This window comes from Nonomuraea sp. NPDC005692, assembly GCF_040631115.1.
GTDB lineage: Bacteria > Actinomycetota > Actinomycetes > Streptosporangiales > Streptosporangiaceae > Nonomuraea.
The window spans coordinates 85488-100034 of the sequence record NZ_JBEXYU010000011.1; the positions used below are offsets into that span (position 1 = coordinate 85488).

Sequence of the window (14547 nt, forward strand, 5' to 3'; positions counted from 1 at the left end):
GAGGACGATTATCGACACATCAGGCTCTACTGTGCTTGGCATGAGCTTGCGATGGCACCCCGCCGTCATGGACGTGGCGCTCGCGGCGGTGGTGGCCGTGCTGCTGACGGCGACCGTGGTGGCCACGCCGGACGCGGGGCCCGCGGACTACGCCGCCGTGCTCGCCGGGTCGCTCGCGCTCGTCGCCTGGCGGCGGGCGCCGATCCCGGCGCTGCTGGTCACCACGCTGTGCATGCTGGTCTACTCCGCGCACGCGCAGCCCGGCCCGCCGGCCGCCTTCCCCGTGATGGTGACCGTGTTCGCCACGGTCAGGGCCGGTCACCGGGCGCTCGCGGCGGTGGCGGGCGCGGTGTTCCTGGGCGGGACCCTGGCGGTCAACCTGGCCACCCCCGACGGGCAGACCGCGCAGGAGATCGTGCAGAAGACGACGCTGCTGCTCGGCTGGTTCCTGGCGGCCGGGGTGACCGCGACCGTGACCCGGCACCGGCAGGCGTACCTTCTGCAGGTCGAACAGCGGGCCGCCGAGGCCGAGCGGACCCGCGAGGAGGCGGCGCTGCGCCGGGCGGGCGAGGAGCGGCTGCGCATCGCCAGGGAGCTGCACGACTCGCTCACCCACACCATCTCGGTCATCAAGGTGCAGGCGGGCGTGGCCGTGCACCTCGCGCGCAAGCGCGGCGAGGAGGTGCCGGCGGCGCTGCTGGCCATCCAGGAGGCCAGCGGCGAGGCCATGCGCGAGCTGCGCGCCACGCTGGAGGTGCTGCGCGAGGACGACGACGCCCCCGCGGCCAGCGGCCTCGACCGGCTCACCCACCTGGTCGAACGGGCCCGCTCGACCGGCGTCCCGGCCACGGTGACGGTCACCGGCGACCGCCGCGACCTGCCGGCCGAGGTCGACCGGGCGGCCTACCGGATCGTCCAGGAGGCGCTGACCAACGTCTCCAAGCACGCCGGGCCCGCCACCGCCTCGGTACGCGTCGACTACGGCAAGGAGGAGCTGATCGTGCAGGTGGACGACGACGGCCGCGCGAACGGCGGCCCCTGCGACCCCGGCGTGGGCCTGCTGGGCATGCGCGAGCGGGTCACGGCGCTCGGCGGGCGGCTGGCGACCGGGCCGCGTCCCGAGGGCGGGTTCACCGTACGCGCCGAGCTGCCGCTGCAGGAGGCCCGGTGATCCGCGTGCTGCTGGTGGACGACCAGGCCCTGATCCGTGGCGGCTTCCGCGCCCTGCTGGAGGCCGAGGACGACATCGAGGTCGTCGCCGAGGCCGCCAACGGGGAGCAGGCGGTCGCCCTCGCCCTGGAACACCGCCCCGACGTGGCGCTCGTGGACGTGCAGATGCCCGTCATGGACGGCATCGAGGCCACCAGGCGGATCGCCGCCGACGACCGCCTGACCGAGGTCCACGTGGTGATCCTGACCAACTACGGCCTGGACGAGTACGTCTTCCACGCCCTGCGCGCCGGCGCGAGCGGCTTCCTGGTCAAGGACACCGAGCCCGCGGACCTGCTCCAGGGCGTCAGGGTGGCCGCCCGCGGCGACGCCCTGCTCTCCCCCGCCATCACCCGCCGCCTGATCGGCGAGTACGTCGCCCGCCGCCCCGAACCCGAACCCCAGGGCCTGGACGTGCTCACCAACCGCGAACGCGAGGTGACCGCCCTGGTCGCCCGCGGCATGTCCAACGACGAGATCGCCGCCCAGATGGTGATCAGCCCGACCACCGCCAAGACGCACGTCAGCCGGGCGATGACCAAGCTGCACGCCCGCGACCGCGCCCAGCTCGTGGTCTTCGCCTACGAGTCCGGCCTGGTGACGCCGCGCGAGCGCTGACCCGAGGCTTGACCGTCAAGGAACGCGGTCCCTCCGCATACCCGTCCCGGACTGAGTACACTCGGGCACGTTCAACGGCCGAGACTTGTACGGCGAGGCTCTTGGCCCGGGGCGGTGGCCCCTCGGCCCCCGTCCCTCTGGAGTCACGTGAGCAGCGGGCTTGTCGATGCTCCGCCCTCCAGCGACCCCGGCGCTCCCAAGCGGCGCCGCCGGCGCTGGCTACGCTGGGTGATCGCGATCGCGGTCGCCGTCGTCCTCCTGGTCGCCGGCGTGGCCGTCGGCGTCACCGCCAAACTCAGCGGCAACCTCAAGCGCTCCACGGTCACCAAGGAGGACCTCGGCGAGACGCGGCCGCCGAAGGTCGCCACCTCGGCGATGAACGTCCTGATCGTGGGCTCCGACCAGCGCGACGGCAAGAACGCCAGGTACGGCCGCCGCATCGCGGGCGAGCGCACCGACACGATCATGCTGGCGCACGTGTCGTCCAAGCGGGACAACGCCATGGTGATCAGCTTCCCGCGCGACTCGCTGGTCCAGCTGCCCGCCTGCCGGGCCACGGGCGGCCTGCCCGGCCAGCAGCCGCACCTCGGCATGATCAACGAGTCGTTCAACTCCGGGGGCATCGCCTGCACCTGGAAGACGATCGAGTCGCTCACCCGCATCCACATCGACCACTTCGTGAAGGTGGACTTCACCGGCTTCAAGAGCATGGTCAACGCCGTGGGCGGCGTCGAGGTCTGCCTGCCCTCTCCGGTGAACGACAAGAAGGCCCTGCTCCACCTGCCCGCCGGGCGGCAGACGCTCAACGGCGAGCAGGCGCTCGGCTACGTCCGCGCCCGCTACAGCCTCGGCGACGGCTCCGACATCGGGCGCATCCAGCGGCAGCAGATGTTCATCGCCTCGATGCTCAAGAAGGTGATGAGCGGCGAAACGCTCGCCGACCCGTCCAAGCTGTTCGGCTTCCTCGACGCCGGCACCCGGTCGGTGACCGTCGACGACGACCTGTCGGTGGGCGTCATGAAGGATCTCGCCACCAGCCTCCAGGGCCTCAACGCCGGGCAGATCCGGTTCATCACCACCCCCTGGCACTACTCGCTGACCCAGCCGGGCCGGGTCGAGTGGGTGCAGCCGCAGGCGGGCCGGCTGTTCCAGATCGTCGCCAGAGACCAGAGCGTCCAGGGCGTCAAGGGCGGGCAGGCCAAGGTGGGGCGGTCGAAGATCCAGATCGAGCTGCGCAACGGCACCTACCGCGGCGGCCTCGGCACGCAGGTGGCCGCCTTCCTGGAGCAGCGCGGCTACCACATCAGCAAGATCGGCGACACGGCCAGGAAGCCCCAGCCGAAGACCACGCTGCTCTACGGCCCCAACGCCGAGACGCGGGTGCCCACGCTCACCAACGACCTGCTCGCCGCCACGCCCAAGCTGGTCGCCGGCGCCCGGACGAACCACCTGGTGCTGGTGATCGGCGACGACTGGAAGGGACTCAAGCCGCTGCGCGCCGACGACACCGAGGCGATCAAGGGCTTCGACGCCACCCACGACACCTGCGCGGCCTGACCCGGCGTCACCCCGGCTCGGCTCAGCTCGGCTTACAGGGCGTCGGCGAGGCCGCCCCCGTCGATGGCGGTGAACCCGGCGTCCTCGATGAGCGGCACCACGGCCTTCTTGGCGGACTCGTCGTCGCCCCAGTAGGGCATGTCGGCCCGCGGGCCGCCCCGCTGGCCGGCCGTGCCCAGGTCCAGCAGCTCGTTGGGGTACTTGGTGTTGAACGTGCGCACCAGCCGCACCTCGGGGCCGAGCACGTGCTGCTGGTACTGCGGGCTGGTGAGCCCGTCCGGCACGGCCACCACCGCCTCGGCGCCGTCGAGCCGGGTGATCGGGTTGCTGGGGTCGATGACGATCTTGCCGCCCAGCGCCGCGCCCAGCTCCTCGACCACGGTCGGGAACGCCTCCCACCACACCGCCATGACGACGACCTCGCCGAAGCGCGCCGCCTCGATCGGCGAGCCGCCGCCCGCCTGCCCCTCGGCGGCGGCCGCGGCCTCCTCGGCGAGGGCCAGCCGGGCGTCGCTGAAGAGCACGTCGTGACCGGCCGCCGCGAGCAGCCGGCCGAGCGGTGCGCCGAGCCGGCCCGAACCCACGATTCCTACGCGCATGTCTCGATCTCCTTGTCGGCCCGATCGCCACCTGCCCATCGGCCTTCCCCGCATGCCTGGCTTTGCGCCTGCGCAGCGAGACCTTTGCCCGCCGGTGATCCCTACACTCTTCGTCCATGAACGATCCCGACGTCCACGAACTGCGCAGGGGCAGTGCCGAGCGGGCGCACCTGCGTGCGCGGGGGCCCGAGCTGCCGCAGGTGACCGACCTGACCGGGCCGCGCGGGCTGCCGCTGCGGCACTACCGGCCCGCGCCGGAGCGGCGGCCGCTGGTGGTGTACGTGCACGGCGGCGCATGGGTGTTCTGCGACCTGGACACGCACGACCGGATCTGCCGCCTGCTGGCCCGCGAGTGCGGGGTGGAGGTGCTGGCCGTGGACTACCGGCTGGCGCCCGAGCACCCGTACCCGGCGGCCGTCGAGGACGTCGTGGCCGTGCTGCGCGAGGCCCGTCCGGTCGCGGTGGCCGGGGACAGCGCGGGCGGCTACCTGGCCACGATGGCCTGCCTGGAGCTGCGGGACGCGGGTGACCCGCCGCCCGCCGCCCAGATCCTGATCTGCCCCAACACCGACCTCACGCTCTCCCGGCCCAGCGTGCGGGAGAAGGGCACCGGTCACGGCCTCGACGAGAGCTTCCTCGCCTGGGCGGTGCGGCAGTGGGCGCCCGATCCTGCGCGGCGCGCCGACCCGAGGCTGAGCCCGCTGCTCGTGCCCGACCTGAGCGGGATGCCCGCCACGCTGGTGGTCACCGCCGAGCACGACGCCCTCAGGGACGAGGGCGAGGCGTACGCCCGCCGGCTGGCCGAGGCGGGCGTGCCGGTCACGTGCCGCAGGGAGCCCGGCCTCACGCACGGTTTCCAGCAGAACACCGACCCGGTGTCGCAGGCCGCCACCGGCCGCCTGCTCGCCGACGCGCGCCGCCTGCTCGAAGCGGTGACGGGCTAGCCCGCCGGCCACGGCGGCCCGGCCCTGGCCCTGCGGCACGCCGCCGAGCGGGCACGGGAACACCGCCTGGAACTCGTGGCGACCGGTCAGGTGCCGGAGGCCAGGCGGCCCGAGAACGTCGCGGACGCCCCCGCGAAGCCGGCGCGCGTCATTGCGCGCGCTCGGACTCCTGCTCGGACGCCGTAGACGGGTACATCTCCTCGCGCGGCGTGTCCGCGCCCAGCTCCTCGCGCAGCCGGTCGTAGTCGATGTTGTGGTTGGCGTACTTCAGCTGGCGAGCGACCTTCGTCTGCTTCGCCTTGGCTCTTCCTCGGCCCATGGCTACTCCCTAGTCCCCGCTGTCATGCTATCCAACAACATGGTGACTTGAAGAATTATGCAACTGCGCTCGATTAGTCTTGCAATATGCACGTGGAGGTCCACCAGGCCAAGGCCGACTTCTTCAGGACGCTCGGCCACCCCGCTCGCATCAGAGTGTTGGAGCTACTCCAGGAAGGTCCACTGCCCGTCAGGGACCTGCTGGCCCAGATCGACATCGAGGCGTCGAGCCTCTCACAGCAGCTGGCGGTCCTGCGCAGGGCCGGGATCGTTAGCGCAATCCGCGAAGGCAGCACGGTGGTCTACACCCTGGCCACTCCCGAGCTGGCAGACCTGCTCGGAGCCGCCCGCCGCATCCTCGCCGACATGCTGGCCGACCAGGGGGAGCTCCTGGCCGAGCTGCGGGCGGAGGTCACTTAGCGGCGGCCTCGGCGCGGCGCCTGACCACCTTCGGGTAGCGGGCGGTGAAGACGGCGGGGACGACGAACGAGAGCACCTTGATCGCGATGACGGCCATGGTGGCGTGGGGGGCCGCGGCCAGCACGAACGTCAGCGAGACGGCGGCGAGCGTGAACGCCACCGCCCACGCCGTCGTGATCACCACGTTGACGCGGCGGAACGCCGGGGTCTCCCAGATCTCCTTCGGCGCCATCGTGCGCGCGATGCCCAGCGTGAACGGCTTGCCGATGGCCAGCGAGCCCCAGGCGGTGCCGGCCAGCCAGACATTGACCAGCGCGGGCCCGTACGGCGTGAGCGGCGAGTGCGGGGCCGCCAGGGAGAGCACCGTGAGCAGGGCGAAGAAGGCGGCGGCGCTCGTCTCGATCACGATCTCGTCCCAGGCCCGGCCGGACCGGCGGTCGATGGCCACGAGGGCGAGGGCGATCACGAGGCCGGTGATGGCGCCCCAGCGCCACTCGTCGCCGGTGGCGATGACCGCGTAGACGACCCAGGGGAGGAAACCGAGCAGACCGCGCATCGCGCAACTCCTTTGACATTCCTAAGTAGACATGTCGAATGTAGAACCTCCTGTGGAGATATGTCAATATAGGAATATGAGCTTGAGACACGCCGTGCTTGGTCTGCTCGCCGAGGGGCCGGCCAGCGGCTACGACCTGCTGAAGACCTTCGACGTCTCGTTGTCCAACGTCTGGCCGGCCACGCAGAGCCAGCTCTACGCCGAGCTCGGCAAGCTGGCCGACGTCGGTCTCGTGAGCGTCGCGGCCGAGGGCCCCCGTGGGCGCAAGGAGTACGCGATCACCCAGGAGGGCCGGGCCGAGCTGCGCCGCTGGATCACCGATGTCGAGCCGGTCAGGGTCGGGCGCAGCGACATGCTGCTGCGCGTGTTCTTCCTCGGCCAGGTCGATCCCGAGCAGGCCCGCACGTACCTGCGCCGCCAGGCCGAGATGGTGGGCAAGCAGCTGGAGCACATGGAGGCCATCAAGGGCTTCGTCGAGAGCGGCCAGGACAACCTGTCGGTCTACGGCCGGCTCGCCCTGGAGTACGGGCTGCGGCTCGGCGCCGTCCAGAAGGCGTGGGCCGAGTGGGCCGAGGAACAGATCCGTTAGGCTCGCACCCATGGTCTCCGAGCTGTTCGATCCGAAGATGTGGCAGGTCGTCGAGGGCTTCGACTTCACCGACATCACCTACCACCGGGCCCTCGACCAGGGCACGGTGCGGGTCGCGTTCAACCGGCCCGAAGTGCGCAACGCCTTCAGGCCCCAGACGGTCGACGAGCTCTACCGGGCGCTCGACCACGCCAGGCAGGCCACCGACGTCGGCTGCGTGCTGCTCACGGGCAACGGTCCCTCGCCCAAGGACGGCGGATGGGCCTTCTGCTCCGGCGGCGACCAGCGCATCAGGGGCAAAGACGGCTACCAGTACGCCGACGGCACCCCCGCCACCGGGCGCCTGCACATCCTGGAGGTGCAGCGCCTGATCCGCTTCATGCCCAAGATCGTGATCTGCGTGGTGCCCGGCTGGGCAGCAGGCGGCGGGCACAGCCTCCACGTCGTGGCCGACCTCACCCTGGCCAGCGCCGAGCACGCCCGCTTCAAGCAGACCGACGCCGACGTGGCCAGCTTCGACGGCGGCTTCGGCTCGGCCTACCTGGCGCGTCAGGTCGGGCAGAAGTTCGCCCGCGAGATCTTCTTCCTGGGCGACACCTACAGCGCGGCCGACGCCCACCGCATGGGCATGGTCAACGCCGTCGTCCCGCACGCGGAGCTGGAGGCCACGGCGCTGGAGTGGGCGCGCAAGGTCAACGGCAAGTCGCCCACCGCACAGCGCATGCTGAAGTTCGCCTTCAACATGATCGACGACGGGCTCGTCGGGCAGCAGGTGTTCGCGGGCGAGGCGACGCGGCTGGCGTACATGACGGACGAGGCGGCCGAGGGGCGCGACTCCTTCCTGGAGAAGCGGGCACCCGACTGGTCGCCCTTCCCCTGGCACTTCTAGCCGCGGGCGCCCCTGCCGGAGGCAGACTGGGGCGATGAGGATCATGGTTCCCGAGGCGTTGACCGCATCGCATGTGAAGATCGACGGCGAGCGGGGGCGGGCCTGGTCGGCCGGCCTGCCCGCGCTGGCCGAGCGTTACCTGGAGGAGTGGGGGCTGCGGCTGGACGAGGGCCGCCCCATGCACGGCGTGGTCTCCCTCGTGCTGCCCGTCGTACGGCAGGACGGCACCAGGGCGGCGCTCAAGCTCCAGCCCGTCACCGACGAGAACGCCACCGAGGCGCCCGGCCTGCGCACGTGGGCCGGGAAGGGGTCGGTCCTGCTGCTGGACGACGACCCCGAGACCGGCACCCTGCTGCTGGAACGCCTCGACTCCGACCGCCCGCTGTCGGCCGTCCCGGACGACACCGAGGCGCTGAAGATCCTGACCGAGTTGCTGGGCCGGTTGACCGCCTTCCCGGCCCCGCCGGGGCTGCGCCGGTTGGGCGACATCGCCGCGCAGATGCTGGCCGACGTCGACCGCGCGACGGCCGCGCTGCCCCGCGAGCAGGACAGGTTCTGGCTGCGCTGGTGCGCCGACGCGGTCGCCGAACTCGTCGCCGAGCCGGGCGACCGGCTGCTGCACTGGGACCTGCACTACGACAACGTGCTGGCCGCCGAGCGGGAGCCGTGGCTGGCCATCGACCCCAAGCCGCTGGCCGGCGACCCCGGCTTCGACCTGTGGCCCGCCCTGGACAACCGCTGGGACGCCGTCGTCGCCACCGGCGACCCGATCAAGGGCGTGCTGCGGCGGTTCGACCTGATGGTGGATGGATTGGGCCTCGACCCGGCCAGGGCGGCCGGCTGGACCCTCGGCCGGCTCCTGCAGAACGCCCTCTGGGACGTCGAGGACGGCGAGCACGAGCTCAACGAGATCGCCCTGGTGATCGCCGAAGCCATGCGCCACCGCCAGTGACGGGTCACCGCCAGTAGGCGGGATATCTGCGGTCCGGCAGCGCCCTTCCGAGCACCACCCCCGTGGCGATCACCACGACGCTCGCGACGAGGACCGGGTCGAGCAGGTACACCGGGTCGGGGGCGGTGAGCCCGATCAGCGCCGCCGTGGCCCCGGCCGGCGGGTGGGGGGCCCGCAGCAGCAACATCGGGGCCGTGGAGAGCGCCGCCGCGGCGACCGCCGTCCACACCGAGGGGCCGGTGAGGGCGGTGAGCGCCAGGGCGAGGGCGGTGGCGCTCAGGTGGCCGAGGAGGATGCTGCGCGGCTGGGCGAACGGCGCGGCGGGCGCCAGGGCCACGATCCCGGCGGTGGCGGCGAACGGCAGCGCGAACAGCTCCATGCCGGTGAGGGAGGTCAGCAGGGCCAGTAACGACAGTCCGGCCAGCGCCGCCGCGGTGGCCAGGGCCACCGCCCTGCCGGACGGCCGGGCGGGCGCCCCCGATCTCCCGGCCCACCCCCACCTCCGGTAGGGCGGCGGCCCGGCCGTCGGGACCGCCGCGAGCCCGTGGGGGGCGGGCGCGCGGCGGGGGCCAAGGGATCGGTGCGCGTGGGCGGCCGCGGCGGACAAGCCGGTGCGGGCCGTGGTGTTCCCGCGGCGGCGGGGCTGGGCCATCGGAGGCTCCCGTCAGTCGGAGAGGCGGCGGAGGAAGTCGCGGACCAGCGCCGCGATCTGCGGGCCGCGCGTCTCCAGGGCGAAGTGGCCCGCGTCCAGGAGCTGGATCTGCACGCGCTTGGTGTCCCGGTCGAAGGCGAGGGCGCCGTCGGGGCCGAAGATCTCGTCGTGCCGCCCCCACACGGCCAGCACCGGCGTCTGGTTGGTACGCAGGTACTCCTGCCACTCCGGGTACCGGCCCAGGTTGCGGCCGTAGTCCACGAAGAGGGCGAGCTGGACGGCGTGGTTGCCGGGCCGGTCGAGCCGGGCCTGGTCGAGGACCGCCTTGTCCGGGTTGACCAGGCCGGCGTCACGGACGCCGTGCGTGTACTGCCAGTGGGTGGCCTCGGGCGTGAGCAGGCCGAGCAGCGCGGAGGTGTTCTCCTCGGACGGGTCGGCCCACGCCTTGCGCAGCGGCTCCCAGAAGGGCGTCAGACCCTCCTCGTACGCGTTGCCGTTCTGGGTGACGATGCCGGTGACGCGGTCCGGATGGCGGACGGCGAGGCGGAAGCCGACCGGGGCGCCGTAGTCGTGCACGTAGAGGGCGTACCTGGTGAGGCCGAGGGTGTCGAGCAGCTGGTCGACGACGTCGGCCAGGTGGTCGAAGGTGTAGTCCCACTCGTCGGCGGCGGGGGCCGAGCTGTGGCCGAATCCGGGGTAGTCGGGCGCGATCAGGTGGAACTCGTCGGCCAGCTCGGCGATCAGCTCCTGGTAGGCCACCGACGAGGTCGGGAACCCGTGCAGCAGCACCAGCGTGGGCGCCGAGGGGTCACCCGCCTCCCGGTAGAACACGTCGAGGCCGTCGATCACAGCGGTGCGGTACTGAACAGTCATGTCAACACTCTTCCTAACCGGCTAAATCCGTTTTGCTGGTTAAGTGATAGCATGGCGAGAGTTAACCAGTCAAATCGCTTTGAGGGGTTAGAGGCAGTGAGGATACGGCCGCTCCGCGACGAGCCCTTGGCTCTGGACCTGGTGGACACCGTGTGGGTGGACCAGGGCGCCCTCTTGGACCAGTTCGACGACCTGGAAGGCGTGCGCGCCTGGCTCGGCGACCACGGCCTGCCGGGCGCGGACGATCTGGAACGGGTGCGCGACCGCCTCGTCCTGGCACGGGACGCGCTGCGTGGGCTGCTCGAAGGACGTGGGCACGACCGGCTCAACGCGGTGCTCGACGAGGGCGCGACCAGACCGCAGTTGGACGACGACGGGCCGCGCGACACGGTCGTGGTGAGCGATCCGGCCTGGGAGGCGGCCTGGACGGCGGCCGCCGCCGTCGTCCCCCTGCTGCGCGAACGTCCCGAACGGCTGCGCAAGTGCGCGAACCCGGCCTGCGTCCTGTGGTTCCTCGACGTGAGCAAGAACGGCAGCCGCAGGTGGTGCTCGATGGAGGTGTGCGGCAACCGCGCGAAGGCGGGCCGGTTCAACCAGCGCCACAAGAACGCCGGCTGAACCGGCCCGCCCGGAATGCGAGGGGCCGGGAGGGCTCAGTCCGTCACCAGGACGACCTTCCCCCGGCCGTGACCGGTCTCGATCTCGCGGTGGGCGTCGGCGGCCTCCTCCAGCCGGTACGTCCGCCGCACCGGGAAGGCGAAGCGGCCCTCGGCGTACAGGGCGGCGTACCGGCCGAGCCGTTCGGCCGTGCGCTCGCCCTGGACGAGCTTGACGCCCAGCTCGGCCGCCCGGCCGTGCTCGACCAGCGTGACGATGCGCCCCCGGTCGGCGACCAGGTCGAGCGAGACCTCCAGGGCGTGGCCGCCGGCGCCGTCGAGTGCCGCCTGCACACCGCCGGGGGCGAGCGCGCGCACCCGGTCGGCGAGCCCGTCACCGTAGGCGACCGGGATCGCGCCGAGGTCGCGCAGGTGGTCGTGGTTGACCTCGCGGGCGGTGCCGATCACCGTGGCCCCGCGCATGCGGGCGATCTGCACGGCCGCCGTGCCCACGGACCCGGCCGCGCCGTGCACGAGCAGGGTCTCGCCGGCGCCGACCGCCAGGGCGTCGAGTGCCAGCTCGGCCGTCTGCACACCGGAGGTCAGCCCGCCGGCCACCTCCCAGGGCGTCCCGGCGGGCTTGGGAGCCACGTCGGCCGCCGGGACCACGATGTACTCGGCGTAGGCGAACAGGCGCGAGAACCCCAGCACCTCGTCCCCGGCCGACACCCCGGTGACCCCGTCGCCCACCTGGTCGACCACGCCGGCGAACTCGTTGCCCGGGATGCGCGGCCAGGGCACCTCCCCCATGTACGGCGGCAGCCACCCCGCCCGTACGGCCGCGTCGAACGGCTGCACGCCGGCCGCCCGCACGCGGACGCGCACCTGTCCTGGGCCCGCCTGCGGCGCGGGCACCTCCATCACCTTCAGCACCTCGGGGCCGCCCGGCTCGGCGAACGCCGCCGCCCTCATCACGTCAGTCATGTCATCGAGCGTGCTACCTCAACCGCCCTTGAGGTCAAGTCGGCTAACTTTCGATATGAAGTCGGGAACTTTCCGCTTTAGTCGCGCTTTATATGTATATAGTCCGACAGGACACACCGGGGGATGGGGCAAACCGAGGGCTGATGGCCGAGTTCTTCCACGCCGCTCTGGGCTTTCCGACCGTCATTTTCACTTTCCTCCTCGCGGCGGTCCTGGCTTATTGGCTGGCCGTCATCGCGGGCCTGTTGGACCTCGACCACGACGCGCCATGGCTGGGGCTCGGGGGCGTCCCCGCCGGGATCGTGATCTCACTGCTGGTCGCGGTCGCCTGGCTGTTGAGTCTGGTCGGCAGCCAGGTGCTGCCGGACGCCGCGCTGGCCGCCGTGCCCTTCGCCGCGGCGGGAGGCGGCTGGCTCGCCACGCGCGCCCTGATCGGGCCGCTGCGCAGGGCGTTCCAGGACGGCGGCCAGCACTCGCGCGGCGACCTCGTGGGCCGCCCGTGCGTCATCCGCACCGGGGCCGCCACCCCCGACTTCGGCCAGGCCGAGGTGACCGCCGAGGACGGCTCGACCGCCGTCGTCCAGGTCCGGACGACCGGACGGGACCGCCTGGGCCGCGGCGACAAAGCACTCATCTTCGAATACGACAAAGACGGCGAATTCTTCTGGGTCATGCCCTACGAAAGCGAGATCTGATGGACGTCATCTCCACGGGCTTCGGCGTATTTCTCGCCGTCGTCCTGGTCATCGTGATTGGCCTGCTCGTCATCATCGGCCGCCTTTTCCGCAAGGTGGAACAGGGCAAGGCGCTGATCGTGTCGAAGGTCAACAAGGTGGACGTGACGTTCACCGGCGCCATCGTGCTGCCGGTCGTCCACAAGGCCGAGACCATGGACATCTCGGTGAAGACCATCGAGATCACGCGTACCGGCCGTGAGGGGCTGATCTGCCGGGACAACATCAGGGCCGACATCAAGATCACGTTCTTCGTCCGGGTGAACAAGACCGCCGAGGACGTCATCAAGGTCGCCCAGGCCATCGGCACCGCGCGGGCCAGCGACGAGAACACCCTCCAGGAGCTGTTCAGCGCCAAGTTCTCCGAGGCGCTGAAGACGGCCGGCAAGCAGCTCGACTTCGTCGACCTCTACACCAAGCGGGACGAGTTCCGCGACGAGATCATCCGGCTCATCGGCACCGACCTGAACGGCTACAGCCTCGAGGACGCCGCCATCGACTACCTGGAGCAGACCGCGCTCACCCAGCTCGACTCCAGCAACATCCTGGACGCGCAGGGCATCAGGAAGATCACCGAGCTGACCGCGCTGGAGCACGTACGGACCAACGAGTTCCAGCGGGCCGAGGAGAAGGAGATCACCCGCCAGAACGTGGACGCCCGCGAGGCCATCCTGGAGCTCCAGCGCCGCCAGACCGACGCCGAGCTCAAGCAGCGTCGCGAGATCGAGACCGTCAAGGCCCGCGAGGAGGCGGAGATCGCCCGCGTGCAGGCCGAGGAGCGGCTGCGCGCCCAGACGGCCGGCATCAAGACCGACGAGCAGATCGGCGTGCAGCGGGAGAACCAGGCCCGCGAGGTGGCGGTCGCCGAGAAGAACCGCGAGCGGGTGATCGCGATCGAGAGCGAGCGCATCGAGAAGGACCGCCTGCTGGAGGTCATCGCCCGCGAGCGGGAGACCGAGCTGTCGCGCATCGCCAAGGACAAGGAGGTCGAGACCGAGAAGCGGTCGATCGCCGAGGTCATCCGGGAGCGCATCGCGGTCGACAAGACGGTGGCCGAGCAGGAGGAGAGCATCAAGCGGCTGCGCGTGGTCGAGGAGGCCGAGCGCACCCGCCAGCAGGTGATCATCGCGGCCGAGGCCGAGGCGCAGGAGAACCTGGTCAAGGACATCAAGGCGGCCGAGGCCGCGGAGGCGGCCTCGAAGTTCAGGGCCCGCGAGGAGCTGGTGCTGGCCGAGGCCCGGCAGCAGGCCGCCGAGCTGGAGGCACGGGCCAAGATCCGGCTCGCGGAGGGCGTGCAGGCCGAGTCCGCCGCGGCCGGGCTGGCGCAGGTGCAGGTCAAGGAGCGCGACGCGGACGCCATCGAGAAGGTCGGCCGCGCGGAGGCCCTGTCCCTGGGCGAGAAGCTGCGGGCCGAGGCCGAGGGCGCGCGGGCCATGGCGCTGATCGAGGGCGACCGGCTCAAGGCGCAGGCCGAGGGCGAGCAGGCCATGGCGCTGGCCGGCGCCACCGCGATCGGCGAGAAGCTGAAGGCCGAGGCCGAGGGCCTGACCCAGAAGGCCGCCGCGATGGCCGCCCTGGACGAGGCCAGCCGGGGCCACGAGGAGTACCGCCTGCGCCTGGAGGCCGACAAGGAGATCAGGCTCAAGCACATCGACGTCACCCGCCAGGTGGCCGAGTCGCAGGCCAGTGTGCTGGCGGCGGGCCTGGCCAAGGCCAACATCGACATCGTCGGCGGCGACACGATGTTCTTCGACAAGGTGGTCGGCTCGATCACCACGGGCAAGGCGGTGGACGGCTTCGTCGGCCACTCGAACGTGGCCGGGGCCCTCGCGGCGCCGTACCTCAACGGGACGGCCAGCCTGGCGGCGGACATCGCGAGCGTGGTCGGCGGGGTGCGCACCGAGGACATCAAGAACCTGACCGTCTCGGCCCTGCTCATGCGGCTCATCCAGGACGGCGGCCCGCAGTCGTCGGCGCTCGGCGAACTGCTGGACACCGCGCGCCGGCTGGGCGTGGCCGACTCCCCCGTGGCCGCGCTGGCGGCGGCGAAGGGCTGA

At 71.7% G+C, this 14547-nt stretch carries 17 protein-coding genes; 11 read left to right on the plus strand and 6 right to left on the minus strand.

Annotated features, from left to right (window positions below):
• The first annotated feature begins 40 nt into the window (after positions 1-40).
• The 3 genes from ABZ459_RS23480 (at position 41) to ABZ459_RS23490 (ending at position 3384) form a co-directional block, all read left to right on the plus strand.
• Entirely contained in the window at positions 41-1171 is a 1131-nt protein-coding gene (locus tag ABZ459_RS23480; protein WP_357973729.1) for a sensor histidine kinase, read from the plus strand.
• Positions 1168-1827 (plus strand): response regulator transcription factor, encoded by a 660-nt coding sequence (locus ABZ459_RS23485; RefSeq protein WP_357973732.1) that lies wholly within the window; start codon positions 1168-1170, stop codon positions 1825-1827. The genes ABZ459_RS23480 and ABZ459_RS23485 overlap by 4 nt, the downstream gene beginning before the upstream one ends.
• Before the next feature lie 147 nt (positions 1828-1974).
• Positions 1975-3384: an LCP family protein gene (locus ABZ459_RS23490; RefSeq protein WP_357973735.1), complete on the plus strand. Its 1410-nt coding sequence runs from the start codon at positions 1975-1977 to the stop codon at positions 3382-3384.
• 32 nt (positions 3385-3416) lie between these two features.
• On the opposite strand, the gene ABZ459_RS23495 is transcribed toward ABZ459_RS23490, so the two are convergent.
• Positions 3417-3983 carry an NAD(P)-binding domain-containing protein gene (locus ABZ459_RS23495; RefSeq protein ID WP_357973738.1) on the minus strand — a complete coding sequence of 189 codons (567 nt, stop codon included), beginning with the start codon at positions 3981-3983 and terminating at the stop codon, positions 3417-3419.
• A 116-nt stretch (positions 3984-4099) separates the two neighbouring features.
• On the opposite strand from ABZ459_RS23495, the gene ABZ459_RS23500 reads away from it, so the two are divergent.
• A complete protein-coding gene (locus ABZ459_RS23500) occupies positions 4100-4927 on the plus strand; it encodes an alpha/beta hydrolase (RefSeq protein WP_357973741.1) in 828 nt (275 codons plus the stop codon).
• 148 nt (positions 4928-5075) lie between these two features.
• Here the strand turns inward: ABZ459_RS23500 and ABZ459_RS23505 are convergent, their stop codons facing one another.
• On the minus strand, positions 5076-5246 hold the full coding sequence (locus ABZ459_RS23505; RefSeq protein WP_357973744.1) for a DUF3073 domain-containing protein: 171 nt from the start codon (positions 5244-5246) through the stop codon (positions 5076-5078).
• An 86-nt stretch (positions 5247-5332) separates the two neighbouring features.
• On the opposite strand from ABZ459_RS23505, the gene ABZ459_RS23510 reads away from it, so the two are divergent.
• Positions 5333-5665, plus strand: coding sequence for a metalloregulator ArsR/SmtB family transcription factor (locus tag ABZ459_RS23510; RefSeq protein ID WP_357973747.1), 333 nt, complete (start codon positions 5333-5335; stop codon positions 5663-5665).
• Here ABZ459_RS23510 and ABZ459_RS23515 read toward each other — a convergent pair.
• Positions 5658-6221: a hypothetical protein gene (locus tag ABZ459_RS23515; RefSeq protein ID WP_357973750.1), complete on the minus strand. Its 564-nt coding sequence runs from the start codon at positions 6219-6221 to the stop codon at positions 5658-5660. The genes ABZ459_RS23510 and ABZ459_RS23515 overlap by 8 nt on opposite strands.
• A gap of 76 nt (positions 6222-6297) precedes the next feature.
• Here ABZ459_RS23515 and ABZ459_RS23520 point away from each other — a divergent pair, with 76 nt between their 5' ends.
• Genes ABZ459_RS23520 through ABZ459_RS23530 form a run of 3 tightly spaced genes read left to right on the plus strand, consistent with a single transcriptional unit; the run spans position 6298 to position 8651 of the window.
• Positions 6298-6810 carry a PadR family transcriptional regulator gene (locus ABZ459_RS23520; protein WP_357973753.1) on the plus strand — a complete coding sequence of 171 codons (513 nt, stop codon included), beginning with the start codon at positions 6298-6300 and terminating at the stop codon, positions 6808-6810.
• A 10-nt stretch (positions 6811-6820) separates the two neighbouring features.
• Positions 6821-7699 (plus strand): 1,4-dihydroxy-2-naphthoyl-CoA synthase, encoded by an 879-nt coding sequence (locus ABZ459_RS23525; RefSeq protein WP_352366206.1) that lies wholly within the window; start codon positions 6821-6823, stop codon positions 7697-7699.
• Between the two features lie 34 nt (positions 7700-7733).
• Complete coding sequence (locus ABZ459_RS23530) at positions 7734-8651, plus strand: aminoglycoside phosphotransferase family protein (RefSeq protein ID WP_357973757.1); 918 nt, start codon at positions 7734-7736, stop codon at positions 8649-8651.
• A 4-nt stretch (positions 8652-8655) separates the two neighbouring features.
• Here the strand turns inward: ABZ459_RS23530 and ABZ459_RS23535 are convergent, their stop codons facing one another.
• On the minus strand, positions 8656-9303 hold the full coding sequence (locus ABZ459_RS23535; protein WP_357973760.1) for an HPP family protein: 648 nt from the start codon (positions 9301-9303) through the stop codon (positions 8656-8658).
• A gap of 12 nt (positions 9304-9315) precedes the next feature.
• Complete coding sequence (locus ABZ459_RS23540; protein ID WP_357973763.1) at positions 9316-10176, minus strand: alpha/beta hydrolase; 861 nt, start codon at positions 10174-10176, stop codon at positions 9316-9318.
• A gap of 96 nt (positions 10177-10272) precedes the next feature.
• Between ABZ459_RS23540 and ABZ459_RS23545 the strand changes: the two genes are divergently transcribed.
• Positions 10273-10794: a CGNR zinc finger domain-containing protein gene (locus tag ABZ459_RS23545; RefSeq protein ID WP_357973767.1), complete on the plus strand. Its 522-nt coding sequence runs from the start codon at positions 10273-10275 to the stop codon at positions 10792-10794.
• A 35-nt stretch (positions 10795-10829) separates the two neighbouring features.
• Here ABZ459_RS23545 and ABZ459_RS23550 read toward each other — a convergent pair whose 3' ends face one another.
• Entirely contained in the window at positions 10830-11744 is a 915-nt protein-coding gene (locus tag ABZ459_RS23550) for an NADP-dependent oxidoreductase (RefSeq protein WP_357974235.1), read from the minus strand.
• Between the two features lie 155 nt (positions 11745-11899).
• Between ABZ459_RS23550 and ABZ459_RS23555 the strand changes: the two genes are divergently transcribed.
• Complete coding sequence (locus tag ABZ459_RS23555) at positions 11900-12451, plus strand: hypothetical protein (RefSeq protein ID WP_357973770.1); 552 nt, start codon at positions 11900-11902, stop codon at positions 12449-12451.
• Positions 12451-14547: a flotillin family protein gene (locus tag ABZ459_RS23560; RefSeq protein ID WP_357973773.1), complete on the plus strand. Its 2097-nt coding sequence runs from the start codon at positions 12451-12453 to the stop codon at positions 14545-14547. Before ABZ459_RS23555 ends, ABZ459_RS23560 begins: the two co-directional genes overlap by 1 nt.

What these genes read in the sequence shown, in the direction of transcription:
- ABZ459_RS23495 (WP_357973738.1), bottom strand. Translation starts at nt 3,983, where the DNA reads ATGCGCGTAGGAATCGTGGGTTCGGGCCGGCTCGGCGCACCGCTCGGC.
- ABZ459_RS23505 (WP_357973744.1), bottom strand. Translation starts at nt 5,246, where the DNA reads ATGGGCCGAGGAAGAGCCAAGGCGAAGCAGACGAAGGTCGCTCGCCAG.
- ABZ459_RS23520 (WP_357973753.1), top strand. Translation starts at nt 6,298, where the DNA reads ATGAGCTTGAGACACGCCGTGCTTGGTCTGCTCGCCGAGGGGCCGGCC.
- ABZ459_RS23530 (WP_357973757.1), top strand. Translation starts at nt 7,734, where the DNA reads ATGAGGATCATGGTTCCCGAGGCGTTGACCGCATCGCATGTGAAGATC.
- ABZ459_RS23480 (WP_357973729.1), top strand. Translation starts at nt 41, where the DNA reads ATGAGCTTGCGATGGCACCCCGCCGTCATGGACGTGGCGCTCGCGGCG.
- ABZ459_RS23555 (WP_357973770.1), top strand. Translation starts at nt 11,900, where the DNA reads ATGGCCGAGTTCTTCCACGCCGCTCTGGGCTTTCCGACCGTCATTTTC.
- ABZ459_RS23535 (WP_357973760.1), bottom strand. Translation starts at nt 9,303, where the DNA reads ATGGCCCAGCCCCGCCGCCGCGGGAACACCACGGCCCGCACCGGCTTG.
- ABZ459_RS23500 (WP_357973741.1), top strand. Translation starts at nt 4,100, where the DNA reads ATGAACGATCCCGACGTCCACGAACTGCGCAGGGGCAGTGCCGAGCGG.
- ABZ459_RS23510 (WP_357973747.1), top strand. Translation starts at nt 5,333, where the DNA reads ATGCACGTGGAGGTCCACCAGGCCAAGGCCGACTTCTTCAGGACGCTC.
- ABZ459_RS23560 (WP_357973773.1), top strand. Translation starts at nt 12,451, where the DNA reads ATGGACGTCATCTCCACGGGCTTCGGCGTATTTCTCGCCGTCGTCCTG.
- ABZ459_RS23525 (WP_352366206.1), top strand. Translation starts at nt 6,821, where the DNA reads ATGGTCTCCGAGCTGTTCGATCCGAAGATGTGGCAGGTCGTCGAGGGC.
- ABZ459_RS23550 (WP_357974235.1), bottom strand. Translation starts at nt 11,744, where the DNA reads ATGAGGGCGGCGGCGTTCGCCGAGCCGGGCGGCCCCGAGGTGCTGAAG.
- ABZ459_RS23515 (WP_357973750.1), bottom strand. Translation starts at nt 6,221, where the DNA reads ATGCGCGGTCTGCTCGGTTTCCTCCCCTGGGTCGTCTACGCGGTCATC.
- ABZ459_RS23540 (WP_357973763.1), bottom strand. Translation starts at nt 10,176, where the DNA reads ATGACTGTTCAGTACCGCACCGCTGTGATCGACGGCCTCGACGTGTTC.